This is a genomic window from Nesterenkonia natronophila (assembly GCF_003595215.1).
Classification (GTDB): domain Bacteria; phylum Actinomycetota; class Actinomycetes; order Actinomycetales; family Micrococcaceae; genus Nesterenkonia; species Nesterenkonia natronophila.
On the sequence record NZ_QYZP01000001.1, the window covers coordinates 681,335 to 700,537 of the forward strand.

A 19,203-nucleotide genomic window follows, 5' to 3' on the forward strand; every position below is an offset into this window, starting at 1 on the left:
GCTCCCAGCCCACGCGGGCGTCGTCGGCAGCTTCATGTGCGTCCTGCGTGATCGGCTGGTTGGGGGAGTCAACTGCTCGCAGTTCTGGCTTCTTGATGGACATTGCGGAACCTCCTGAATTACTGACCGTTCGTTCAGTATATACCAGAATAGGTGTGACGTACAACACCTAACCTGATGCAGCGGTCAACTCAGCGGTCGTTGCTCCGCAATCCGCTCAGCAAGAGGTGGACCACGGCGTCCGCTACAGGGGCTGAGGAGTCTGCTCGCTCCGGCCGGTACCAGTCCACTATCGAGTTGACCATGCCCATAGCCAGCCGGGAGGCGGTGCGAGCATCAATATCTCCGCGCAGGTCCCCGTCAGCCTGCGCCTGACCGATGAGCGCGGCGATCCGTCGGGTGATTTCACGCCGTCTGGCCAGCGCCGCGGTCTCCAGCTCGGAGTTCCCGCGCAGTCTGAGCAGCAACGTCACGTAGGGCAGCGACCGGGTGAGAACGTTGACAGATTCTCTGATGATCGTCTCCAGCTCCACCACCGCCGGAGTGTGGAGCGCCTCGGCCTCGGCCACCACCCGCTCCAATTCGCTCAGCGAGTGAGTCAGTGCGGCATCAAGAATCTCTTCCTTGGAATTGACGTGGTGATAGATGGCCGACTTGGAGATGCCCAGCTCCTGAGCCAATACACCCATGGATGTTGCCTCATAGCCGCGGTGGTTGAAGACTTCGACGCATACCCGCACCAGAGTCTCCCGGTCGTAGCCCGGGCGACCGCGCCTACTGGAGGTCCGGGGGCGCTCCAATGGTTCTCTGGCACTCGCCTGGCGACGTTGGTCCGGTGACATGAGTCCTGCGGGCTCCCGTGAGTAGTCGCTGGGTGGTGGGTTATCAGAGTATCCCGTGAAAGGAGCTCATCGAGGACGCCGGTCATAGATCCGGCGCAACTTACCGGAGGATCGGGCGAGAGTCTCCGGTTCCGCGACCCTTACCTGGCAGCTGGACCCGACCTTGACCTTGATTTGGCGGCCCAGCTCCGCTCCGGCGGACTCTGCCTCCTCACGGCTCATCTCTGGCCGCCGCTCGATGTGCACGGTCATCTGATCCATGGAGTCCGGGCGAGTCAGCTCCAGCTGAAAATGCGGGGAGAGCCCCTCGATGCCCAGAGCGATCTCCTCAATTTGGGTCGGGAAGAGGTTGACCCCCCGAAGAATGATCATGTCGTCGCTGCGGCCAGTGATGCGCCCCATACGGCGGTGTCCAGGACGGTCGGTGCCTGGAGCCAGGCGAGTGAGATCGTGAGTGCGGTACCGGATGACCGGCAGTGCCTCTTTCGTGAGGGTGGTGAAGACCAGTTCGCCATGGTGTCCCGTTGGGAGCACCTTCTCGGTCATCGGGTCAATGATCTCGGGCCTGAACTGATCCTCCCAGATGGTGGAGCCATCTTTGCGTTCTGAAGATTCTCCGGCTACTCCCGGCCCCATCACCTCGGACAGGCCATAGATGTCACACGCCGTAATGCCCCACGCGGTTTCGATCTCGCGGCGCATCTCTTCGGTCCAGGGCTCTGCTCCGAGCACTCCGATCTCCAATGAGGTGGCACGCGGGTCCAGCCCCTTGCTGCGGAATGCATCGGCCAGCGCCAGAAGGTAGGTGGGCGTGCAAAGGATGACCCGGGGCATGAAGTCTTGAATCAGCTGGATCTGCTTCTCCGTCTGTCCGCCGGACATGGGAATCACGGTGCAGCCGAGTTTCTCTATGCCGTAGTGCGCTCCGAGGCCGCCGGTGAAGAGGCCATAGCCGTAGGCATTGTGGACGATGTCGCCGGGCTGGACTCCAGAAAAGCGAAGGCAGCGGGCCAGCAGGGAGGCCCAGCGACTTATGTCTCCCTCGGTGTAGCCCACCACAGTCGGTTTGCCAGTGGTGCCAGAGGATGCGTGAATCCGGCGAACCTGATCCATGGGCACAGCAAAAGACTTGAAGGGGTAGGCATTGCGCAGGAACTCTTTGTCAGTCAGCGGGAACTTGGCCAGATCCTCGAGAGTCTGCAGATCAGAGGGCTTCACGCCGTGGGCATCATAGAGGTCGCGGTAAGCGCTGATGTTGTCATAGGCATGGGACACGGTGGCCTTTAGCCGGGTGAGTTGGATTGCCTCGATCTCCTGCCGGGTCAGCAGCTCCTCAGCATCCGGCTCGCGCGGCGCGGTGGGTGCGTGCTCCGTCGCTGCGATTGCCTCGGCCACGGCGTTGGTCGGTGCGGGTGCGGCTGGGACGCCGCTGCCCTCAGGGGCACTGGTGATGCTCATCGTGATCCACCTTCTTGCGGGAACGGAATGGTCCGGGAACGGCCTCGGAAGACGGCGATCGTTTCGCTCTTGCGAGTGATGACGACGTCGTAGACCCCACTGCGTCCGGCCTGGGCCACCGGATGGGCCTCTGCCGTCAGAACGTCTCCTACTCGTGCCGCCTTGAGAAAGGTGATGTCGGCACCGGCGGCGACGGTCACGGTGTCAGCGTCGCCGTCTGGGTGGTTGCACGCCATCGCGAAGCACGTATCGGCCAGGGTGAAGATCATGCCGCCGTGGACGATGTCGAAGCCATTTGTCATCTCGGGGCGAACCGTCATCTGGATCTTGGAGTGGCCCTCATCAGCGATAAGCACCTCTGCGCCGAGCCACTGAGTGCACTGGTCCGACTCGAGCATTCGGTGTTGGGGGCCGGCTGTGGAGACGGGCGCGCCGTCACGAGTTGCGGGAGAGGCCGTATGGGCGTCGGTCATGGGTGCTCCTGGTGTCACTACTGACAATTACAGACCAATCGGTCAGTAAGTCAACCTAAGCAGTGACTCGGTGTGATGTCAAGCACACGATCCGCGTCAGGCGAAGGCGGAAACCCCCGTCAGGTCTCTTCCGGCAATCAGCATATTGATGCCGTGACTGCCCTCATAGGTGAAGATGGCGTCAATGTCACCGGCGATCTTGGCGACCTCATGGGTACTGAGAATGCCGTTGCCGCCGAGCACATCGCGCGCAGAGGCGGCAGACTCGCGGGCAATGCGGGTCAGTGTGGCCTTGGCAAGGCTGGCTCGCAGCATGGTAAGTCGACCTTCTTCCTGCAGGCGGGTCAGTTCGCCCATAAATGCCGTCGACACCGCCAGATTCCCCGCCATGGTGGCCAATGCAACCTGTATCAGTTGGAATGAGGCCAATGGCTTGCCGAACTGCTCTCTGGTGACGGCATAGCTGCGGGCAATGTCGAACAGTGCTTGCTGAGCCCCGACCGCCTGCCACCCCACCCAGGCTCGCGAGCCGCGCAGTCCCTCGCTTGTGGCTGCGAAACTGGTGGCTTTGGGCATCAACGCAGATTCCGGCACGGAGAGGTCCAGCTCCACCTCAGCGTTCTGCATGATGCGAAGGCCAGTCTTGTGCGTGATTTTCTGGGCTTGGTACCCCGGCGTGTCAGTGGGCACGAGGAATCCTTTGATCTGGTGATCAGCCGTATCCCGGGCCCACACCACTGCGACGTCCGCCACCGTGCCTAGCCCGATCCAGCGCTTAGAGCCACGAATCCGCCAGTGGCCACCCTCCAGGGTGGCCGAAGTTGCCAACCCCCCAGCTATATCGGATCCATGGTCTGGCTCGGTGAGGCAGAATGCACCCAGTGTGGTGAGGCGTTTCAGCCCAGGGAGCCATCTCTCCCTCTGCTCGGACGAGCCCAGGGTGTTGATCGTGCCGACAATGAGCTCATTGTGGATGCCGATGATCGAGGATAAAGAGACATCGGCGCGCGCAAGCGCCGCATGGGCTAAGCCTTGGAACAGCTGTGACGAACCGTCCGTAAAGAGCTCCCCGAGCCCCAGATCTCCCAGCCGGTGGAGCATTTCCACCGGCAATGCTTCCTGGTTCCACGGCTCAACGCTCTGTTGGCGAATGTTTTCCTGAACGTACGTTTCAATCTCGTGCAGACGCCCGAACTCTGCGGCGCTGAGGTGGCGCGCCAGCTCCAGAAGATCTGGGTGATTGTTGCTCGACTGGGCTGTCTTAGCTTTCGCCGATGTGTGGGTGGCCCGTGGGGGCATGGTCATCTCCGTTCTCCAACGAGTTCGTGGGTGAAGGACCCGCGCGGCGCTGCGCGTTGGGGGGTTTACCAACTATAGGACTTCCAAGTATATTCGATGAGTGATCACCATCACATCTTTTTCAGATAGCGCTGCAACACACTGAGGGGACACGAGCGCGGCCGAGAAGGTCGACTGAAGGTGCAGGCGTCGAGAACCGCGAAGAGATTCGGGGCGTGCAGCCGACACTCAGCCGGAATAACCCGATGATGACTCCATAGAATGGTCCAGATCCCTCAGTCCTGATAAGGAGGCCTGCACATGCACCCGCCGATGGCCAAAGACCCGATCGCCGAGGTCCAGAAGAACTGGCAGCGGCACGGGTGGGTTTCGGCGGCAGCCCCGGCGGCGACCGTCACCGCCATCATGCGTACCCAGCAGATTCTGCTGGGCAGGGCTCAGGAAATACTCAAGCCGTTCGACCTGACGTTCGCCCGCTACGAGGTGATCTCGCTGCTGAGCTTCTCGCGGGAGAAGCGTATGCCCATGAACAAGGCCAGTCAGCTCCTTCAGGTGCATCCCACATCGATCACCAATGCGGTGGACCGGTTGGAGGCAGCAGGTTTGGTGGAACGCCAGCCGCACGATTCCGACCGCCGAGCCATTCTGCTGGTGCTCACCCAGGAGGGCAAACGCATCGCCGAGCAAGCCACCGAGGTGTTGAACACCGAGCTGTTTGAGCAGACGGGCTTCACCACGGAGGAGATTGAGGATCTCAATCGGATCTTGGCGAACTTTCGCGAGCGCGCGGGAGACTTCACCCGCTGAGGAGCATTCTCAGCGGTGTGTCCACTCAGGGCCGCGCTTCTCCGCGAAGGCGCTCATTCCCTCGGCTTGGTCCGCAAGGGCAAACAGTGAGTGGAAGAGCCTGCGCTCCAGCCGGATTCCCTGCTGAAGAGTGGTCTCAAACGACGCCGCCACGGCCTCTTTTGCCATCTGCGCGGCAGGCTTGGACTTGGCTGCGATGAGCTCGGCGACTTCCTCCGCCACGGGGTTGGCCTGCTCGTCGGGAACCACTCGGGAGACCAGACCGATCCGTTCGGCCTCCTCTGCTCCAATGTGCCGTCCGGTGAGCACCATGTCCATGGCCTTGGCTTTGCCCACAGATCGAGTGAGACGCTGGGAACCGCCCATGCCGGGGATCACCCCGAGGTTGATTTCAGGCTGGCCAAATTTGGCGCTCTCTCCGGCAACGATGATGTCGGCCATCATGGCTAGTTCGCATCCGCCGCCCAGTGCATATCCCTTCACGGCAGCCACAATCGGGATGCGCAGCTCTGTAAGGTCCTCCCACCGACGGAACCAGTCGGAGGCGTACATGCTGGGGTAGTCCTGGTGGGCCATCTCCTTGATGTCGGCGCCGGCGGCGAAGGCCTTGTCGGAGCCTAGGATCAGGATCGATCCGATATCCGGATCAGCGTCGAAGGCGACCGCTGCGGAGACCACTTCCTCCATCAGCGTTTGATTGAGCGCGTTGAGCGCCTTGGGCCGATCCAGCTGGATTTTGCCGACTCGGCCTTCGGTGGAGACGACGATGGTTGTGTGTTCGGTCATTACTGCGCTCCTTTGTGTGCTGAATTGTCTCGGATGCTGGTGATGATTGCTGAGAAATCCTTGTGGGCGCCGTCGCCGACGGCAAATTCGCTGTAGATCGCTGCGGCCAGTCGGCCCAGTTTGGCGTCGACCCCCTGTTCGTCCAACGCGTTGGTGGCCAGACCCAGATCCTTGGCCATCAGGCCACTGGCGAATCCCGGCATGTAGTCCCGGTTGGCGGGGGAGGTCGGGACAGGACCAGGCACCGGACAGTTGGTGGTCAGTGCCCAGCACTGGCCTGAGGCTCGGGAGACAACGTCGAAGAGTGCCTGGTCGGTCAGCCCCAGCTGCTCGGCGAGCACGAAGGCTTCAGCCACTGCAATCTGGCTGATGCCGAGGATCATGTTGTTGCAGATTTTCGCGGCTTGGCCGAGCCCGTTCTCTCCGCAATGGACCACGCGCGCGCCCATGATGTCCAGGAGTGGATGCACCTCATTGAATACTTCAGCTCCAGCGCCCACCATGAATGCCAGCGTGCCGGCTTCAGCGCCGACCACCCCGCCAGAAACGGGTGCATCAGCTGCCCGGAAGCCGGCCTGCTGAGCCAGAGCTGCTGCCTGTTGAGCCTCGGAGATGTTGATCGTGGAGCAGTCCAGAAAAATCGTCCCAGGCTTGGCAGCGGAGAGTAGGCCCGGTGATTCTTCGTAGGCGGAGATCACGTGCCGTCCGGAGGGAAGCATCGTGAGCACGACCTCCGCCTGCACCACGGCGTCCAGGGGGTCGGTGACCACGTGCACACCGTTGCGGCGTGCGGCAGTCATCGCTTCGGGCACAACGTCGAAGCCCAGAACTTGGACTCCGGCTTTCACAAGGTTCGCAGCCATTGGCCCGCCCATATTGCCCAGTCCGATGAACGCCGTGACTGGATACTGGTATGGCTTCTCTACAGTGGTGCTCATGAGGCTTTCTCCTGGGGTGTGGCGCAGTGGGCGAGGGCCGAACGCGGTTCGTGGAGGACGCTCAGCTTCCCTCAGGCATCACGAAGCTCGCGCCCTCTTTGGTGCCTGACGGCCAGCGGGTGCTCACCGTCTTTGTCTTCGTGTAGAACTTCAGGCCGTCTGTACCGTGCTGATTGAGGTCTCCGAATCCAGATCCCTTCCACCCGCCGAAGGTGTAGTAGGCGATCGGGACGGGAATCGGGATGTTGATTCCCACCATGCCGACCTCAACGCGGGCGGTGAAGTCCCGTGCTGTGTCACCATCCCGGGTGAAGATCGCCACCCCATTGCCGTACTCGTGTTCGGTGGGCAGACGCAAGGCTTCCTCATAGTCCGCGGCGCGGACTATTGTCAGCACCGGCCCGAAGATCTCTTCGCGGTAGATTCGCATATCGGGTGTCACCCGATCGAAGAGGGTGGCTCCCACCCAGAAACCGTCCGGGTAACCCTCGACCTCGACGCCGCGGCCGTCAGTGACCAGCTCAGCGCCCTCCTCCACGCCGATGCCGATGTAGTCCTCGATCCGTTTCTTCGCATCAGCGCCCACCACTGGCCCGAAGTCGCTCCCCGGCTCCAGAGACGGGCCTACGGTCAGCGCGCCGATGCGCTCCACCAGCTTCTCCCGCAGCGCCTCTGCAGTGGCCTCGCCGACAGGGACTGCGACTGAGATGGCCATGCACCGCTCTCCAGCAGAGCCGTAGCCGGAGCCGATCAACGCATCGGCAGCCTGGTCAAGATCAGCGTCCGGCATGATCACCATGTGGTTCTTGGCGCCGCCGAAGCACTGAGCGCGTTTGCCCTGCGCTGCCGCAGCCGCGTAGAGAGACTGCGCGATAGGAGTTGAGCCGACGAACCCGATGGCCTTCACCCTGGGGTCAGCAATGAGGGCATCCACGGCCTCCTTGTCCCCGTTGATGACGTTCAGCGTTCCCGGAGGCATTCCGGCCTCGAGCGCCAGTTCGGCTAGTCGCATCGGCACCGACGGGTCGCGTTCGGAGGGTTTGAGTACAAAGGTGTTACCGGCCGCCAGAGCCACACCGGCTTTCCACAGTGGGATCATTGCCGGGAAGTTGAAGGGGGTGATTCCCGCTACCACTCCCAGCGGCTGACGCAGGCTGTGCACATCCACGCCGGTGGCCACATCCTGCGAGAATTCGCCCTTGAGCAGATGCGGTGCCCCGGCGCCGAACTCCACCACCTCAACTCCGCGCTGAATATCACCCTTGGCGTCGTCGAAGGTCTTGCCGTGCTCGTTGGAGAGTGTCTCAGCCAACTCATCGCGGTGGGTCTGGATCAGGTCGACCCACTTCAACAGGATGCGCCCGCGCCGCTGCGGGTTGAGTGCGGACCACTCCGTGAAAGCCCGCTCGGCGGAGTCCACAGCCTGCGCCACTTCACTGCCGGTGGCCAGCGGCACATGAGAGGAGACCTCACCCAGGACTGGATTGAACACTTCGCGGAAACGACCGGAGGTGCCTCTGACATGCTCGCCGTGGATAAAATGGGACAGGTCGGGCATCGTGGGGCTCCTTTGCGCACTGAACGTGATACAGCTCTCATGTGCTAGCCTAGGCTCGAGTCGTTGGACGTGCAACTAATTGCTACACACAGTGAGGTGTCATGGCGGAATCAGTGATCATTGCCGGTGCGCGGACCCCCATGGGGAAGCTGCTGGGAGGGCTTTCCTCTCAGTCGGCTGCTCAGTTGGGCGCAGTTGCGATCAAAGGTGCCTTGGAGCGCGCCGGTTTGGACGCAGACGCCGTGGACTACGTGGTCATGGGCCAAGTCATCCAAGCCGGTGCTGGCCAGAACCCCGCCCGCACCGCCGCTCTGGGGGCCGGCATCCCGGCTTCCGTTCCGTCCATCACCGTCAATAAAGTCTGTCTCTCCGGCCTCAACGCGGTGGCGACGGCCGATCAGATGATCCGTGCCGGAGAGTGCGACGTCCTGATCGCTGGCGGAATGGAGTCCATGTCCCAGGCCCCCCACCTCATGCCGCAGTCCCGGACGGGAATCAAGTACGGTGACGCCACTGTGGTGGACTCCATGGGCCACGATGCGCTTTTCGATCAAGCTACTCAGCAGTCGATGGGGGCCCTCACCGAATCATGCAATACCGACGACGTGCAGGTCAGCCGCCAGGAGCAGGACCAGATCGCGGCGACTTCCCACCAGCGAGCTGCCCATGCCGCTGAGACGGGGCTCTTCGCTGAAGAGATCGTCCCCGTGAGCATCCCGCAGCGTAAAGGTGATGACCTGCTGATCGAAACCGATGAGGGCATCCGGGCCGACGCTACAGCAGAGGCCCTCGGTGGGCTGCGACCAGCTTTCAGTCGTGACGGAACGCTCACCGCCGGTTCAGCCTCACAAATCTCCGATGGAGCATGTGCCATGGTGGTCATGTCTAAGCAGAAGGCCCAAGAGCTGGGACTGAACTGGATTGCTGAGATCGGGGCCCACGGTATGGTTGCCGGTCCCGACTCCAGCCTGCAGCTGCAACCAGCCCGCGCCATCGAGGCTGCCTGCGTGAAAGCTGGCCTTGACCCCAAAGACTTGGACCTGATCGAAATCAACGAGGCCTTCGCTGCGGTTTCTGCGGCATCCATGCGCCAACTCGGTGTCAGCGAGGAGAAGGTCAACGTCAATGGTGGCGCTATCGCTCTGGGCCACCCTGTCGGCATGTCGGGAGCCCGCCTCCTGCTGCACCTGGCCATGGAACTGGGCCGCCGCGGCGGAGGCACGGGCGCGGCCGCACTCTGCGGAGGCGGCGGACAGGGCGATGCCCTGATTCTTCACGTCAACAACTCATGAGCTGAGGGGAACCCGGGATATGGATCTCACCGCCGCTAGCGCCGTTGTCACCGGTGGAGCCTCCGGTCTCGGTTACGCCACCGCCAAGACACTGATCGACGCTGGCGCGAAGGTCGTGGTGGTCGACCTTCCGGACGCGGAGGGCTCCACGGACCGTGCTGACGCGGTAGCGGCACTCGGTGCTTCCGCTCATTTCCACCCCGGTGACGTTACTGACCCCGAAACCAGCGCCGAGGCGGTCGCGTCCGCCACCGCCGAGGCACCGCTGCGTGCGGCCGTCAGCTGCGCGGGCGTGGCGACCCCCGGCAAGCTGCTCGGACGCCGCGGGCCGCTTCCGGCTGAACAATTCATGAAGGTGATGGCCATCAACACCGGTGGCACCGTGAACCTCATGACCGCCGCAGCGCAGGCCATGCAGGGCAATGAGCTGGTAGACGGCGACCGCGGGGTGCTCGTCAACACCGCATCAGTGGCAGCCTTCGACGGCCAGATCGGCCAGATCGCCTACGCCGCATCCAAAGGCGCAATCGCCTCCCTCACCCTGCCGGCCGCCCGCGAGATGGCCCGGCATGCCGTACGCGTGGTGACCATCGCGCCCGGTCTTTTCGAGACACCCATGATGTCCGGCCTTCCGGAGGCCGCCAGAGAGTCATTGCGAGCGAAGGCGCTGCACCCGCCCCGATTGGGCCAACCAGGTGATTACGCCCAACTGGTCATGCAGATCATCGCCAATCCAATGCTCAATGGTGAGACGATTCGATTGGACGGTGCGGTGCGCCTGGAACCCCAGTGACTAGCATGTAGACCATGCTTGCCGGTCGATACGCTCCCAGTCCGTCCGGCGACCTGCACGTGGGGAACCTCCGCACCGCCATGCTGGCCTGGCTCTTCGCACAGGCCACCGATAGGGCGCTGCTGCTGCGCTATGAGGATCTCGATGCCTCCCGAACAGTTGCCGGTTCCGCCGAACGTCAGCGCTCCGATCTGGAGGCCCTCGGGGTCACCTTCCAAGGTGAGACGCTCTTCCAGTCACAGCGCAAACCGATTTACGACGACGCCGTTGCCGCCCTGCGGGATCAGGGTCGAGTCTACGAGTGCTACTGCACCAGGCGGGAGGTTCAGGATGCCCCTCGCGCTCCGCATGCTCCGCCGGGAGCCTACCCGGGCACCTGCCGCGCTCTCAGCGAGGAGGAGCGTCGACGTCGTCGTGTTCAAAGACCCGGGGCGCTGCGGCTGCTCTCTGACGTCGCTCGAACCAGTGTCGAAGACCGACTACTGGGAACCGTCACGGCCCCGGTGGATGACTTTGTGCTGGTGCGCAATGACGGTGCGGCCGCGTACAACCTCGCGGTCGTGGTCGATGATCACCTCACGGGCGTGGACCAGGTGGTCCGCGCCGATGATCTCGCGGATTCTGCGCCCCGCCAACAGCATCTGCGCCGCCTGCTCTATGGGGACGCCGCCGCCGAAGCCGTGGAGTACGCCCATGTTCCGCTGGTGATCAACCACGAGGGCCGTCGACTGGCCAAGCGGGACGGCGCGGTGACCTTGGCTGAGCTCCACGTGCAGGGCGCGGAGCCGGAGCAGGTTCGTGACACCCTGCTGGAGTCGCTGCAGTTGCCGAGAGGTCCGCTGAAGCAGGCCGTGAAGCACTTCGATCCAGAGCGCCTGCCCCGTAAGCCGTGGGAATGGAAGCCCCTGTTGACTGACCACCCCGCCTAGCTTCCTACATTCGCCCCGCTCTGGCAGAGCGTCTCCCGATGTGGGAAACAAGGTCCGAATGCGGCATTGTTTCCAACATCCCGAGACGCTGTGATTCGGGGTGGGAGCCACACAACGGCCAAGATCGCATATGACGGAATGTTGTGCCGCGACTTGCGCCGCGGAGCGACTTTCAGGAAACTTATGACATAGGTCAAGAGTGCCACTGCAAAACCCCGGTTTAGTGGCCGGCAACCCTCCAGTTCGCGGTGGGGTGCCCCGGGTGAGGACCTGGTCGGACGGAACACCCCGCACCGGCAAGCGCGGACCTCACTGGAGTCCAGTGCAGGTCTGGACGACCACTGGAGTGCCTTCAATGACTGACACCAGCACCAACCATCGCGGCGAAAGCCCGCAGCCGCGGTTCGAAACTCGGCAGATTCACGCAGGGGTGGAGCCGGACCCGGGATCAGGTGCCCGAGCCCTGCCCATCCAACAGACCACCAGCTTCGTCTTCCCCAGCACAGAGACTGCCGCCAAGCGGTTCGGGCTCGAAGAGCTGGGACCGATCTACTCGCGGCTGACCAATCCCACAGTAGAGGCTGTCGAAAACAAGATTGCCTCCCTCGAAGGGGGAGTCGGCGCGCTCGCCGTCGGGTCCGGTCAGGCAGCGACCACACTGGCCTTGCTGAATATCGCCCAGGCCGGGCGCCACATAGTGGCCTCGCCCTCGCTCTACGGCGGCACCCAGAACCTGTTTAAGCACACTCTTCCCAAGTTCGGCATTGATGTCAGCTTTGTGGAGGATCTCGATGACCCGGAGTCATGGCGCGCCGAAATCAGGGAAAACACGGTGGGCTTCTTCGCCGAGAGCGTCGCCAACCCGCGCGGAGACGTACTCGACATCGAATCCGTGGCCGGAATCGCCCACGAGTACGGGGCCCCACTCATTGTGGACAACACGCTCCCGACCCCCTACCTGCTGCGTCCCATTGAGTTCGGAGCTGATGTGGTGGTCCACTCCGCCACCAAGTTCCTCGGGGGGCACGGCACAGCGATCGCCGGAGTGATCGTCGATTCGGGCAACTTTGACTACGGCGCCTACCCGGAGCGTTTTCCCGGTTTCAGCCAACCGGATGAGAGCTACAACGGACTGGTCTTCGGCCGGGATTTGGGACCCGGCGGGCTGTTCGGCGTGAACATGTCCTACATCCTCAAGGCGCGGGTGCAGCTGCTTCGCGATCTGGGGCCTGCGCTGTCCCCGCACAACGCCTTTGAGATCAACCTGGGGTTGGAGACGCTGAGCCTGCGCCTGGAGCGCCACGTGGAGAACGCCGAGAAAGTGGCGGCATACCTGGAGGACCATCCCGCGGTGCGTCGCGTGTTCTACTCGGGCCTACCGTCCAGCCCCTGCTACGACCGCGGCAAGAAGTACCTCCCGAAAGGAGTGGGTGCGGTGCTGGCCTTCGAAGTCCACGGCGGAGCCGAGGCCGGGCAGGCGCTCGTGGACGCCCTGGAGCTGCACTCCCTCGTGGCCAACGTAGGGGATGTGCGCTCCCTGGCCATTCATCCGGCTTCCACTACGCACCGTCAGCTCAACGACGCCGATCAGCGCGCCGCCGGCGTCAAGCCCGGCCTGGTGCGGCTCTCGGTAGGACTGGAGCACATCGATGACATCCTCGCCGACCTGGACCAGGGTCTGGCTACGACGGCCTGAGACAGAGAGCACAGTGACCACCACCAGTACCAGTTCCAACGGACGCAGAGCCGCAGTGGAGTCCCCGCTGCGCGCTCCGACCCGTGGTGGGGTCCCTGGGCTGCCTGGTGGCGGTCAGGCGGGGAGTATTGAGAACGACTACGGGACGCGGCCCGATGGAGTGTTGAAAACGCACGACGCCGGCAGCTTCGCCTTTGAAACCGGAGGTTACCTACCTGCGGTCACCCTCGCCTACGAAACGTGGGGCGAACTCAACGCAGCAGGCGACAATGCAGTGCTGGTAGCGCACGCCCTCACCGGGGATACGCACGTCGCATCATCTGAGGCTGACCCGAGCATTGGTTGGTGGGAGGGCCTGCTGGGTCCGGGCCGTCCGATTGACACGGACAAGTGGTTCGTCATTGCCCCAGCCATGGTGGGTGGGTGTTACGGCTCAACTGGGTCGAGCTCAGTGGATGCTGACGGCGTCCCATGGGGTTCCCGCTTCCCCTTTGTGACGATCCGCGACGCGGTGCACCTGGAGAAGCGATTGCTCGATGCCCTCGGAGTCACTGCCCTGCATACCGTCATCGGGGGCTCTATGGGAGGCGCCCGCGCACTGGAATGGGCGGTCAGCTATCCGGACTTCGTCCGTGGGTTCGCAGTCTTCGCATGCGGGGCCGCGTCCACCGCGGAGCAGATCGCATTTGGCCAGACCCAGGTGATGGCGATTCGCAACGACCCACACTTCAACGGGGGCGACTACTACACAGGGCAGCGTCCGGAAGCAGGTTTGGGGTTGGCCCGCAGAATCGCACATGTGACGTATCGGACCGAGGCGGAGCTGCAGCTGCGCTTCGGCCGGGCTGCGCAGGGCGGAGAAGACCCCTTCGGCGGGACCCAGCTGGCTGGTGATCGTCCTCGGGCCGGTCGGTACCAGGTCGAGTCCTATCTGGACCATCAGGCGGCGAAGCTCGCCAAGCGGTTCGACCCCAATGCCTACATCACTATGGCCGAGGCGCTGATGAGCCACGATGTCGGCCGGGGTCGCGGGGGAGTGGAAGCTGCCCTGGCCGGTGTCACGGCCGCCCCGTTCCTAGCAGCGGTTGACACCGACAGGCTCTACTTCCCCGAACAGTCCCAGCAGATTGCGGACCTGATCCCAGGCGATCACCAGGTGCACACCATCACCTCGCACATCGGTCATGACGGTTTCCTCACCTCTGCCGAGCAGCTCGGCGACGCCATGCGTGGACGTCTCAGCCTATAGGGTGAGGACAATGACCAATAACCTCTCGACCGGTGAATGCCTCACCGATCGGAGCGTCCCTGCTTTCCCCAGTGGTCCAAGACGCTTTTGGGTCTCCAAGCGGAAAGCCGACTTCAGGAGTCCTGCCACATGAAGCCAGCTGACAGCATGACCGCCGTTTGGCGCACCAAGGCGACCCCATTAGTGCCAGGTGCGGGGCGCGGGCCCCTGCGTGGTGAGAGTGCGGCTGTCAAAGACCTCTTTGCGGTGGCAGGGGAGCCCATCGGTGCGGGCAACCCGCTGCGATTGGCACAGCAGCCAGTACAACCCCGGCACGCAGCTGTAGTTCAGGCGTTGATCGACGCCGGAGCGGACATTGCGGGCATCTCTCAGACGGACGAGTTCGCGTGGTCCTTGGCAGGCACCAACGCGCACTATGGGACCCCTCCCAATCCCGGCGCTCCCGGGCGGATCTCCGGGGGCTCCTCAAACGGTTCCGCCTCCGCGGTAGCGCTGGGTGAGGTGAGCATTGGGTTAGGCACGGACACCGGTGGCTCCATCAGAGTCCCCGCGGCCTACCAAGGGCTCTGGGGTATCCGCACCACGCAGGATCTGCTCCCGCTCACTGGAGTCCAGCCCCTGGCGCAGAGCTTCGACACGGTCGGATGGGTCACCAGGACTCATGAGCTGCTTGCCAGGGTGACCCAGACAGTGACGCCCACGCCGAAGAAGGTCGCACCCACCGCACCCTCCGCGTTGGGCGGCATGGGGACCGGATCAATTCCCACCGTCCCCAAGGGGCCCGTTGCGTGGGAGGCGGATCGTCCCCTCGGCGAGCTCCGTATGGTCCCGGACCTTTTCTCACTGGCTGACGAGGATGTCGCTGCAGCGTGCCGAGACCTGCTCATCCGGTTGGAGGCGCAGGCAGGCGGCAGCGTTGCTGTCCATGGGCCTGGCCTGGAGGCGCTCCGCGACTGGAGGCAGGCCTTCACCGTCATCCTGTCCCGGGAAGCGTGGGCGAACCACGGCGAGTGGGTCGCAGCTCACTGGGAGGACATGACTCCGGAGGTAGGCGCTCGGTTCCGCGCCGCAAGCGAATACACCAGCGAAGACGAAGCCGCCGCCCGCAAACAGCACTCCCGCATCCGCGAGATCGTCCGTGGATGGGTAGGCGACGGTGTGCTCGCGCTGCCGTCTGCGACTACGGTGGCGCCGCTGCTTGATTCCTCCGGGGAAGCAAGCAACGGCACTGACAGTCTGCGCCAACGCCATCTGCTGCTGACCACCCTCGGTTCGCTGGCGGGCCTTCCAGTGGTAAGCGTCCCCACTGTCACCGCAGGGGGCCTGCCCACGGGGCTGAGTCTCATGGGGCCCGCGGGAAGTGACAAAGCACTCATCGCCTATGCCGCACAGCTGGCCTGAGCCAGCACGCGGGGCCACAGTGGTGCAGTAGGGTCAGCCGCCAGCAAAGGGCGGCAGAACGTCGACGACGTCGCCGATCGTCACCTGCCCCCGGCTCACCGGGGCTCGGGTCCCGTTGATCAAGAAGCTCGACTGCGCGCACACCCGCTCCAGGCTGGGGACGCGGCCCGCGTCCGCCACTGGCGCTCTCCCCACGGAAGCGGTCTCGTTAAGCTCGGTGAGCAGCTGCTGCAGCGCCATCGGAGAACTGCTCAGCTCCACGCTCAGCTGATGCGTCCCAGCAGCTTCAGCAGCTGCTGCGTAGAGTCGCACGGTCACGGCGCCCATCTCAGCCTCCGATTGCCGACATAGAACGGTCCGGGCGTTCGAAGCCCGGTAGATCAAACCCTGGACGGTCAGTGCCGTGGGCGGCCGGTTTGGCCCACATGGCATCGGCCCAGCGTTGGGCGAGGGCCACGTCATCAGCCCCAGAGCGCAGCAGGTCCATCAGATCCACTTCGTCGCGGGAGAACAGGCAACTCATCACCCGTCCCTCGGCGGTGATTCTCGTGCGGGTGCAGGCGGCGCAGAAGGGCTCAGTCACACTAGCGATGATCCCCACCGTGCCCAGGGCGGGGGCTGCGGCTTCGTTCTGTGTCCACACATTGAAACGTTCAGCGGGTGCCCCTCCGCGTTCCTCCTCCGAAGGCTCCAGCCGGAACTGGTTCCCCAGAATTCGACGCGTCTCAGCGGCGGTGACAGTTGCTTCACGCTCCCAGGTGCGGTCTGCTTCCAATGGCATCTGTTCAATGAACCGCAGCTCGAAACCTGCCTCGAGCGCCCAGCTGAGCAGCTCCGGAGCCTGGTGGTCGTTCACCCCGCGGACCAGCACGGCGTTGATCTTCAACGGTGTCAAACCCGCTTCAGCCGCCGCGTGAACGCCTGTCAGCACAGCATCCAGCGAATCCCGACGGGTCAGCTGGGCAAAGGTCTCTCGGTGCACCGAGTCCATAGATATGTTCACGCGGGTCAACCCAGCGCGCCGCAGGTCCGCCGCCCTCCGCTCGAGTCCTATGGCATTCGTTGTCAGACCAATGGGCAGCTCGGGGTGATCAGCTCGGATCCCGGCAATGATCTCTTCGAGGTCTTTGCGCACCAATGGCTCCCCACCGGTCAGCCGCAACTCCCGTATCCCCAGCTGCTCCACGCCGATGCGCACCAGGCGGCGGACCTCGTGAGCAGCGAGCAGTCGCTCTTTGGCGAGCCAGGGGAGACCCTGGGCAGGCATGCAGTAGGTGCAACGCAGATTGCACTTGTCTATCAGGGAGAGCCTGAGGTCAGTTGCACGCCGGCCGAACCTGTCTATCAGCCCGGACGCCGGGTCACCGCCCTGGGGGACCGCACCACGGGCTGCCGTGGGGGTCGGGAGCGCTACCCTTGAACTCATGGCTGGTCATTCTACGTCCCCGACCTCCTCAGTCCCTGATCGGGTGAGCGTCGAGACTCACATTGAGCGCCTGCGCAAGGTCCTGGAGCCAGCCCTCAGGACGCGACAGACCGAGCACCTGCCACTGGACCCACAGTCGGGGAACGGCGATCAGGCGGTGACCGCCGGACGCATCAGCGCATCTGAGGTGATCGCACCCGTGCCGCTTCCCGGGTTCGACAATTCCCAGATGGACGGTTTCGCGCTGCGCTGCGAAGACGTCGTGGACCTGGGCCACTCCTTCTCGCTGCCCCTGGCTGGGACCGTCCCCGCCGGCACCGCCGCGCCGAACCTCCCTGCAGGGCACTGCGTGGCAATAATGACCGGTGCACCGATCCCCAGCGGAGCAGATGTGGTCGTCCCTGTGGAGAAGACCGCGCGGGGCTTCGACGTGCTGGATGCCATGGAGCGCGGTGGCGAGGTGCCGGTGCACTTCACCGGGATCGGCGCGGAGGATCTGCTCCCGGGTCGGTTCATCCGCCGTGCGGGCTCGGACGTCGCCGTCGGTGAGGTGGTGCTGCAGTCGCAGGAGGAGCTGACGGCCGCCAAGATGGGCCTCTTGGCGGCCTGCGGAATCGCCCAGGTGGACGTGTTGGAACGGGTGCGCACGCTGGTCATGGCCACGGGGCGGGAGCTTCGCCGGCCCGGGGAGCCACTGGGTTCTGGCGGACTCTATGACGCCAACGCCCCCCTGATCCGTGCGGTGTGCCAAGGGTTCGGGCACACTGTCCGCACTGCGATGATCGCCTCTGATGTCTCAGCCGATTTTCAGGCTGCGCTGGAGGGACTCCTGGTCGAGCACCATCCTCACCTGATCATCACCGCTGGAGGCATCAGCGCAGGCGCCTATGAGGTGGTGCGTCAGGCGCTCGCTGAACGCGGGGTGCAGTTCGGCTCCGTTACTCAGCAGCCCGGAGGTCCGCAAGGGTGGGGCAAACTGGAACACCCCGGCGGCTCCGCGGCAGTGGTGGCCCTTCCCGGTAACCCGGTGAGCTGCGCGGTGAGTTTGGAGACACTGCTGCGCCCGGCTCTGGTCAGCTTGGACCCGGGGTGTCCGGCGCAGCGCAGAATCTGGGTAGATGTAGGTGAGGATCTGAGCTCCCCGCTGGGAGTCCGCCAGTTCCGCCGCGTAGAGTTGAGAGCCCACGACGACGCCGTGCCCACAGCGGTGCCCATAGGGGGCGCCAGCTCGCACCTGCTCGGACACCTCGCCCGGGCACAGGCCCTCCTGGAACTCCGCGAAGAAGACACCGAGGTCCCCCAGGGGACCCGACGAGAGGCGATCCTGCTATGACAGAGCCCGAATCCGGTACTCAGCTGACCCACGTTCAGTCCGACGGCAGCGCCCAGATGGTCGACGTCTCCGGCAAACCCTCCACTGCGAGGACCGCACGCGCAGTGTCCACGGTTCAGACCACCCCTGAGGTGACGGAGCTGCTGGCGCAGAACGGCCTGGCCAAGGGTGATGCCCTGGGAACAGCCCGGATCGCGGGGATTATGGCTGCCAAGCGGACTCCCGACCTGATACCGCTGTGCCACCCGCTGCCGGTATCCAAGGTCACGGTAGACCTGCAGCTCAACGATCCTGCACCCGGAAATGTGCTCATCAGCGCCGAGGTCAAGACCAGCGGCCCCACCGGAGTGGAGATGGAAGCCCTGACGGCGGTATCGGTGGCCGCACTGACGCTCTACGACATGATCAAAGGGGTCGACCGGTCCGCAGTCATTGCTGAGACCAAAGTGATCACCAAATCCGGGGGCGCCTCCGGCGACTGGAGTCGCGCCTGATGAGGGTCGTGCACGCAGCCGTGTCCTCCCATCCGCTCAAACCCGCTCAGGCTGAGGCCGAGGTGTGGTCACGTGAGTGTGGCGGCGTCGTCGTGTTCTCCGGCATTGTGCGCGATCACGATGGGGGCAAGTCGGTGGCTGCGCTGAACTACACCGCTCATCCCACTGCGGAGCAGACAGTGGAGCAGGTGTGTCATGACTTGGCTGAGAACCATCCAGGAGTCCGTTTCTGGGCGGCTCACCGGGTAGGCCCGCTGCAGATCGGAGATCATGCACTGGTAGCTGCCTGCGCTTCAGCGCACCGTGCCGAGGCCTTTGCCGCCTGCGCGGACCTGGTGGAGACGATCAAGGCTCAGGTGCCCATCTGGAAAGAGCAGATCTACACCGACGGCACCAAGGACTGGGTCGGCATCGCCTGAGCTGCGCAGC

19 protein-coding genes and 1 riboswitch are annotated in these 19,203 nt (G+C 64.0%); of the genes, 10 read left to right on the top strand and 9 right to left on the bottom strand.

Going from position 1 to position 19,203, the window contains the following annotated elements:
• Positions 1–191 precede the first annotated feature (191 nt).
• The 4 genes from D3250_RS03185 to D3250_RS03200 form a co-directional block, all read right to left on the bottom strand.
• Positions 192–842, bottom strand: coding sequence for a TetR/AcrR family transcriptional regulator (locus D3250_RS03185; protein WP_119901877.1), 651 nt, complete (start codon positions 840–842; stop codon positions 192–194).
• A gap of 66 nt (positions 843–908) precedes the next feature.
• Complete coding sequence (locus D3250_RS03190; RefSeq protein WP_119901878.1) at positions 909–2,300, bottom strand: phenylacetate--CoA ligase family protein; 1,392 nt, start codon at positions 2,298–2,300, stop codon at positions 909–911.
• Positions 2,297–2,773, bottom strand: a complete 477-nt coding sequence (paaI, locus tag D3250_RS03195; protein ID WP_119901879.1) for a hydroxyphenylacetyl-CoA thioesterase PaaI — start codon at positions 2,771–2,773, stop codon at positions 2,297–2,299. Before paaI ends, D3250_RS03190 begins: the two co-directional genes overlap by 4 nt.
• A gap of 96 nt (positions 2,774–2,869) precedes the next feature.
• The gene (locus tag D3250_RS03200; RefSeq protein ID WP_225973104.1) at positions 2,870–4,078 is read right to left on the bottom strand and encodes an acyl-CoA dehydrogenase family protein; all 1,209 of its coding nucleotides are present in this window, start codon (positions 4,076–4,078) and stop codon (positions 2,870–2,872) included.
• 294 nt (positions 4,079–4,372) lie between these two features.
• Here D3250_RS03200 and D3250_RS03205 point away from each other — a divergent pair, with 294 nt between their 5' ends.
• Positions 4,373–4,879, top strand: a complete 507-nt coding sequence (locus D3250_RS03205; RefSeq protein ID WP_119901880.1) for a MarR family winged helix-turn-helix transcriptional regulator — start codon at positions 4,373–4,375, stop codon at positions 4,877–4,879.
• A gap of 9 nt (positions 4,880–4,888) precedes the next feature.
• Here the strand turns inward: D3250_RS03205 and D3250_RS03210 are convergent, their stop codons facing one another.
• From D3250_RS03210 to D3250_RS03220, 3 genes are all read right to left on the bottom strand, one after another.
• Complete coding sequence (locus tag D3250_RS03210) at positions 4,889–5,665, bottom strand: enoyl-CoA hydratase-related protein (RefSeq protein WP_119901881.1); 777 nt, start codon at positions 5,663–5,665, stop codon at positions 4,889–4,891.
• Positions 5,665–6,603, bottom strand: a complete 939-nt coding sequence (mmsB, locus tag D3250_RS03215; protein WP_119901882.1) for a 3-hydroxyisobutyrate dehydrogenase — start codon at positions 6,601–6,603, stop codon at positions 5,665–5,667. Before mmsB ends, D3250_RS03210 begins: the two co-directional genes overlap by 1 nt.
• 61 nt (positions 6,604–6,664) lie before the next feature.
• Positions 6,665–8,161: a CoA-acylating methylmalonate-semialdehyde dehydrogenase gene (locus D3250_RS03220; protein WP_119901883.1), complete on the bottom strand. Its 1,497-nt coding sequence runs from the start codon at positions 8,159–8,161 to the stop codon at positions 6,665–6,667.
• A gap of 101 nt (positions 8,162–8,262) precedes the next feature.
• On the opposite strand from D3250_RS03220, the gene D3250_RS03225 reads away from it, so the two are divergent.
• The 6 genes from D3250_RS03225 to D3250_RS03250 all read left to right on the top strand — a co-directional run bounded on the left by D3250_RS03225 (position 8,263) and on the right by D3250_RS03250 (position 15,521).
• The gene (locus D3250_RS03225; protein WP_119901884.1) at positions 8,263–9,453 is read left to right on the top strand and encodes an acetyl-CoA C-acetyltransferase; all 1,191 of its coding nucleotides are present in this window, start codon (positions 8,263–8,265) and stop codon (positions 9,451–9,453) included.
• A gap of 19 nt (positions 9,454–9,472) precedes the next feature.
• Positions 9,473–10,246, top strand: a complete 774-nt coding sequence (locus D3250_RS03230; RefSeq protein ID WP_119901885.1) for an SDR family NAD(P)-dependent oxidoreductase — start codon at positions 9,473–9,475, stop codon at positions 10,244–10,246.
• Between the two features lie 14 nt (positions 10,247–10,260).
• A complete protein-coding gene (gene gluQRS / locus D3250_RS03235; protein ID WP_119901886.1) occupies positions 10,261–11,175 on the top strand; it encodes a tRNA glutamyl-Q(34) synthetase GluQRS in 915 nt (304 codons plus the stop codon).
• A 191-nt stretch (positions 11,176–11,366) separates the two neighbouring features.
• Positions 11,367–11,484: riboswitch (SAM riboswitch) on the top strand.
• A 46-nt stretch (positions 11,485–11,530) separates the two neighbouring features.
• Positions 11,531–12,871 (top strand): O-acetylhomoserine aminocarboxypropyltransferase/cysteine synthase family protein, encoded by a 1,341-nt coding sequence (locus tag D3250_RS03240; RefSeq protein ID WP_119901887.1) that lies wholly within the window; start codon positions 11,531–11,533, stop codon positions 12,869–12,871.
• A gap of 13 nt (positions 12,872–12,884) precedes the next feature.
• Positions 12,885–14,120: a homoserine O-acetyltransferase MetX gene (gene metX / locus D3250_RS03245; RefSeq protein WP_438830125.1), complete on the top strand. Its 1,236-nt coding sequence runs from the start codon at positions 12,885–12,887 to the stop codon at positions 14,118–14,120.
• A 129-nt stretch (positions 14,121–14,249) separates the two neighbouring features.
• Positions 14,250–15,521: an amidase family protein gene (locus D3250_RS03250; RefSeq protein WP_119901889.1), complete on the top strand. Its 1,272-nt coding sequence runs from the start codon at positions 14,250–14,252 to the stop codon at positions 15,519–15,521.
• A gap of 33 nt (positions 15,522–15,554) precedes the next feature.
• Here the strand turns inward: D3250_RS03250 and D3250_RS03255 are convergent, their stop codons facing one another.
• Entirely contained in the window at positions 15,555–15,848 is a 294-nt protein-coding gene (locus D3250_RS03255; RefSeq protein ID WP_119901890.1) for a MoaD/ThiS family protein, read from the bottom strand.
• Position 15,849: 1 nt separating this feature from the next.
• The gene (gene moaA, locus D3250_RS03260; RefSeq protein WP_119901891.1) at positions 15,850–16,947 is read right to left on the bottom strand and encodes a GTP 3',8-cyclase MoaA; all 1,098 of its coding nucleotides are present in this window, start codon (positions 16,945–16,947) and stop codon (positions 15,850–15,852) included.
• Between moaA and D3250_RS03265 the strand changes: the two genes are divergently transcribed.
• The 3 genes from D3250_RS03265 to D3250_RS03275 are packed head-to-tail and all read left to right on the top strand — an operon-like array spanning position 16,946 to position 19,193.
• Positions 16,946–18,280 (top strand): molybdopterin molybdotransferase MoeA, encoded by a 1,335-nt coding sequence (locus tag D3250_RS03265; protein WP_119901892.1) that lies wholly within the window; start codon positions 16,946–16,948, stop codon positions 18,278–18,280. The genes moaA and D3250_RS03265 overlap by 2 nt on opposite strands.
• Positions 18,277–18,774, top strand: a complete 498-nt coding sequence (gene moaC, locus D3250_RS03270) for a cyclic pyranopterin monophosphate synthase MoaC (protein WP_119901893.1) — start codon at positions 18,277–18,279, stop codon at positions 18,772–18,774. Before D3250_RS03265 ends, moaC begins: the two co-directional genes overlap by 4 nt.
• Positions 18,774–19,193, top strand: a complete 420-nt coding sequence (locus D3250_RS03275; protein WP_119901894.1) for a molybdenum cofactor biosynthesis protein MoaE — start codon at positions 18,774–18,776, stop codon at positions 19,191–19,193. Before moaC ends, D3250_RS03275 begins: the two co-directional genes overlap by 1 nt.
• Positions 19,194–19,203 lie beyond the last annotated feature (10 nt).